Annotated in this window: 4 protein-coding genes and 2 pseudogenes; 1 reads left to right on the top strand and 5 read right to left on the bottom strand. The window is 61.3% G+C overall.

Features of this window, described 5'->3' with window-relative positions:
• The 5 genes and pseudogenes from V8324_RS21165 to V8324_RS21145 all read right to left on the bottom strand — a co-directional run.
• Nucleotides 1-559 (bottom strand): annotated as a pseudogene (locus V8324_RS21165) (transposase); the annotation flags it as partial.
• A gap of 100 nt (nucleotides 560-659) precedes the next feature.
• Nucleotides 660-985, bottom strand: a pseudogene (locus V8324_RS21160) (transposase); the annotation flags it as partial.
• A 144-nt stretch (nucleotides 986-1129) separates the two neighbouring features.
• On the bottom strand, nucleotides 1130-1705 hold the full coding sequence (locus V8324_RS21155) for an adenylate/guanylate cyclase domain-containing protein (protein WP_336421877.1): 576 nt from the start codon (nucleotides 1703-1705) through the stop codon (nucleotides 1130-1132).
• A gap of 32 nt (nucleotides 1706-1737) precedes the next feature.
• Nucleotides 1738-2370 (bottom strand): cyclic nucleotide-binding domain-containing protein, encoded by a 633-nt coding sequence (locus tag V8324_RS21150; RefSeq protein ID WP_442970592.1) that lies wholly within the window; start codon nucleotides 2368-2370, stop codon nucleotides 1738-1740.
• A 90-nt stretch (nucleotides 2371-2460) separates the two neighbouring features.
• Complete coding sequence (locus V8324_RS21145) at nucleotides 2461-3879, bottom strand: MATE family efflux transporter (RefSeq protein WP_336421875.1); 1419 nt, start codon at nucleotides 3877-3879, stop codon at nucleotides 2461-2463.
• 391 nt (nucleotides 3880-4270) lie between these two features.
• On the opposite strand from V8324_RS21145, the gene V8324_RS21140 reads away from it, so the two are divergent.
• Nucleotides 4271-4554, top strand: a 284-nt coding sequence (locus tag V8324_RS21140; protein ID WP_336421874.1) for a transposase, incomplete at its 3' end; no start/stop codon positions are given.

Genomic DNA, 4554 nt, shown 5'->3' with positions numbered 1-4554 from the left:
CCGACCAGACCGTTGCAATCAGGCGGGGTCCATATACAACAGCCGATGCGCGAGGCGTCCATGAAGGTGCCGCGCTTGTCCTGCTTTTCGCGGAGTGCACCCGCGACGGTGTCCCACTGGGCGTCCGCGTCGGCCTTGCTTTCCAGGGCGAAGATCGTCTTGAGCATCGCCGCCACCGCGGTGCTCGGCCTGGCGGGGGGCATGGGCCAGCGCGTCGCGCCTCCAGTGAACCCGACAGCGCTGATGGGTGGCATTGAAGACCCGGCGCGGTGAAAAGGAAGAGCAAATGGTCCGGGGGACCATCTGCCCGACGAACGCCCGCAGCCCCTTGTGGTCGTCAGCGATCACCAGCTTCACGCCGCGGTCGGCNAGGAAGAGCAAATGGTCCGGGGGACCATCTGCCCGACGAACGCCCGCAGCCCCTTGTGGTCGTCAGCGATCACCAGCTTCACGCCGCGGTCGGCGAGGGAGCGTGAGGCAAGTCGGTCCGGAAGGTTTCGGCTTCGGACGGCCCGGGCGCGACGCCCAGCACCTCGCGCGCGCCGTCCTCGTTGACCGCGCCGACCGTTCCCCGGACCGTTTTCCGATCCTCCTCACTCCCGGTCGCGGTAACCGTTTCGCTGAACGTCCCGCAGAGGCGNCGAGGGAGCGTGAGGCAAGTCGGTCCGGAAGGTTTCGGCTTCGGACGGCCCGGGCGCGACGCCCAGCACCTCGCGCGCGCCGTCCTCGTTGACCGCCACGGCCACTCTCACGGCGCGGCTGATGATGCGCCCGCCCTCGCGCACCTTCACATAGATCGCGCCGCGTGACAGATAGGGCCGTTGACCGCGCCGACCATCCCGCGGACGGTCGAGAATTCGGTCCGGGGAACCGAATTGATGCGGCTCAACCCCTCCAGGGGCCGGTTCAGGAACGCGTTCACCCGCTCGTCGATCTCGGCGCACAGCCGACTGACTTGGCTCTTCGACATCCCGCCTGCGCCCACGAGTACTGTTTGCGGGTCTTGCGCTTGATGCCCTTGACCAGCTTGTCAGCGGCATCCTTCGATGTTTCGGATTTCGCTTGCGCGGTCCTTCGGTTCTTGTTCATCTTCGCTCCTTGATGGCTGCGATGAACCGGAAATCCTCCGTTACGAAAACATCAAATCTGTCTCACAGGCTCTGACGTTAACCAGCCTGCTGTTCCAGGCGGCCGCGACGTTCACGCCGTCACCCAGAAGATCGCGGCCCGAAACGACGACGTCGCCGATATTGACGCCGATACGGAAGGCAAGCTGCCGGTCGGCCGGTGTCTTGCCATTGCGCTCTGTCGTGCCGGCCTCGACCGCGACGGCGCAGCGCATGGCCGAGACCGCGCTCTGGAATTCGATCAGCAAGCTGTCGCAGGCGGTGTTGGCAACGCGGCCGCCATGCCGAGACAGCAAGGGATCGATCAGCTCCGACCGATGTGCGGTCAGCGCCAGAAGGGTCGTTTCCTTGTCGGCTGCAACAAGTCGCGAGTACCCCGCCACGTCGATAGCGACGATCGTTGTCAGCTTGCGCGCGACACTGGTCTGATCCTGCGACGTCATCCTCGCGCCCGGAAAGGACTGAACGTCCTCGAGGCTCGGCTTACAGTCTGTCGAGTCCAAAGGCGACCGCTGGTGTCGACACTCCCCCTTGACCGCACGTTTCAACGTACGAGGAAAATGCTGCTTCGTCGTCATGCAGCATCGGGCGCTTCGGGCTCCGCCCAAGATTACCCGGGTTGCGACCCCTGCGTCTGCGCGGCGTTCGCGACGAGCCGCCTGGTGACCGTGCGCATCACGGCCATGGCGAATTCGGGGTCTTCATATTGCACGCGCGTAAAGCGTTTTTCGTCGAGTTCGTAGACGACCGTATCCTCCAGGGACCGAACCGTCGCCGATCGCACGGCACTCTTGTTGAAGAAAGCCATCTCGCCGAAAATGTTCCCCGCGGCCACGGATACGTTCCGATCCTCGATTTCAACGCGCCCCTCGGCCAGGTAATATAGACTGTCGACCCGATCGCCCTTATTGAAAATGACATCGCCCGCCTGGATGACACGTTTCTTCCCGTAAGCGATGGCGGCGGAGAAATCAGTTTCCGACTCGTCCGTCATATGCGTCACCAGCCGGCGCAGAGCGATGATTTCATACAGGCGATAGGCGTTGCTGGATAGCAGGACGAGTTCGATCGCCAGAAGCGGCCAGATCTGAAACACCCCGCTATAGACGATGAAGCAGACAGACGACGCCATCGCGAGCAACCGCACCGGGATCATCGCATTCATCGAGAAAGTGGCCAGTTTCAACAGGGCAGCGAGCCAGCCGACAGCCTCGATCATATGGTGGGCAGTGATGAGTTCCATCGGCTCTTTCTCTTGATGAGCCCGCAGTACTTGGGTCCAATACACGACCCGGGTATGCTTGGATGCCCCGCGCTCGTGCCTCGGTCGGGATCATCGGTGTCCCGCGTGCTTGTGTAGAGTATGCGCGATGAGGCTGCCATGGCCAAATAGAGGGTGATGGGGGCGGTGCATGCCGCGATCATCCGGCGGGTTGTGGATCAACCGCCAGCCCAGCCATACCGCGATTGAGGCGAATACGACGCTCCCCATCGCCTGCCCGATCAGGACACCCGGCGCGTCGAGCATCATGCCGCCAATGATGACGAAGGGCCAGGTGCCCAGTGTATTCTGTCCCCAGCTCAACCAGGTCGAATAAGACGGGCGACCCAGCGTGTTGAACGATGCGCTGGCGACGAAAATTGCGCCATTGAAGAAGGATGCAAGCGCCACCGGGAAGCAGAAGAGGAAAATCAGTGACCGCGTCAGATTCTCGGCACCGAACAGCCCGGCGATCGGGCCACGGAATATGAACAAGATCACGGTGACGAACATCACGTATATCGCAACGAACTTGAGAGCGTCGACATAAGCTTTCTTGACCCTGTCCATATTGCCTGCGCCAAAATTCTGGCCGAGTATCGGCCCGATGGCGCCCGCAAGCGCCCAGATTACCGAGAATGCAACCGGCGTCAGCCGTCCGATAACAGCCATGCCGGCGACCGCCTCGGGGCCGAATTTCGACATCTCGCGGGTCACGATCGCGGTGCCGATCGGCGTGGCCACGCTTGTCAGCACGGCCCGAACGGCGAAGTATGAAACCGGCTGGTAATCACGCCAGAGCAACCTGAGTCTGGGTGAGACAAAGGCGTTGTGGCGCCGCATCGCCGGATAAACTGCAAAGCCGAGCGTCACGAACCGTGCCGCCACCGTCGCCCAGGCCGCGCCCTGCATTCCCATATCCAGACCAAAGATCAGGATCGGGTCCAGTACGGCGTTGGTCACCGCCCCGAAAAGCGAGGGGTACATCGCCATCCGGTTCTCACCATATCCACGCAGCACCGCCACGGTGACCATGGACAGCCCAGAAACCCAGGTAAACGGGATGATGATCCAGAGATAGGTTGCAGCCAGTTCGGCCACCGTGCCCTCGGCACCCAGAAGTCCCAGAAAAAACTCTATGTTTGACAGGAGGATCAAGGGCACAATGACAGCGATCACCACCGAAAACATCGCTGTACTGGTGGCATATTCCCGGGCCTCCAGCGTGTCGCTCGAGCCGATTGACCGCGATGCCAGGACTCCCGCAGCGACCGACACCCCGATATTGATGGCGCTGGTAAAGAACATCAGGGCGCTGGCATAGCCCGCCGCGGCCGCCAACACCTCGTATCCGAGCATCGAAATGAAAATCAGGTCGATCAGATCGACCGCATAGACCGCCATCAGGCCGATGCTGGCCGTAAAAGATGAAACCGACACGTGACGCATGATGCTGCCAGTGGTGAACACCGCATTGTTCTCTGTCGTCATCTCAAATCTTTCTGAGTCGGGCCAGCCATCGACCGTGCAAGCATTCCGGGCGCGCACGAGTTCCCGCCTTGCGTTCCGACGATTGTACAGGCCCAAATCGTCGGCAGGTAGCCTCTCGTTACATATCACGACGCCCCGAGTGGTCGGCAGCGACATCGAGTTGGGCAGGTGCATGCCGGGTGGCGGCTTTGGGTAGCGCGGCTCCAAGATTTCGTGGCTCAGCATAGCTTGCGCTGCGCTTATAGCGAGCGTCTGAAAAAGGCCGATTGTGTGGAAAAACTCAAAGATCGAGAAAATGCCCTGAAAATCTGGAACGATGTTCCCTTAGGGTCTGGCCCCATTGATTTCAGGTGCGCTGCGTGATTCACGGCACCGAAATCGGAGCGGTGACATGTCTGATCTCTTCTGGCTGAGCGATGCGCAGATGGCGCGTCTGGAGCCCTGTTTCCCAAAGTCCCACGGCAAACCAAGGGTCGATGACCGCAGGGTTCTGAGCGGAATCATTTTCATCAATCGCAATGGCTTACGTTGGCGCGATGCGCCTGCGGCATACGGTCTGCACAAGACGCTCTACAACCGGTGGAAGCGATGGAGTGACAAGGGCGTCTTCGCCCGGATCATGGCCGGCCTGGCCGCAGAGCACCGCGAAAAGAAGACCGTCATGATCGACGCGAC

Source organism: Roseovarius sp. D22-M7 (genome assembly GCF_037083785.1).
In the GTDB taxonomy this organism is placed as follows: Bacteria; Pseudomonadota; Alphaproteobacteria; order Rhodobacterales; family Rhodobacteraceae; genus Roseovarius.
This window is presented reverse-complemented; position numbering and strand designations above follow the sequence as displayed.

What these genes read in the sequence shown, in the direction of transcription:
- V8324_RS21155 (WP_336421877.1), bottom strand. Translation starts at nt 1,705, where the DNA reads ATGACGACGAAGCAGCATTTTCCTCGTACGTTGAAACGTGCGGTCAAG.
- V8324_RS21150 (WP_442970592.1), bottom strand. Translation starts at nt 2,370, where the DNA reads ATGGAACTCATCACTGCCCACCATATGATCGAGGCTGTCGGCTGGCTC.
- V8324_RS21145 (WP_336421875.1), bottom strand. Translation starts at nt 3,879, where the DNA reads ATGACGACAGAGAACAATGCGGTGTTCACCACTGGCAGCATCATGCGT.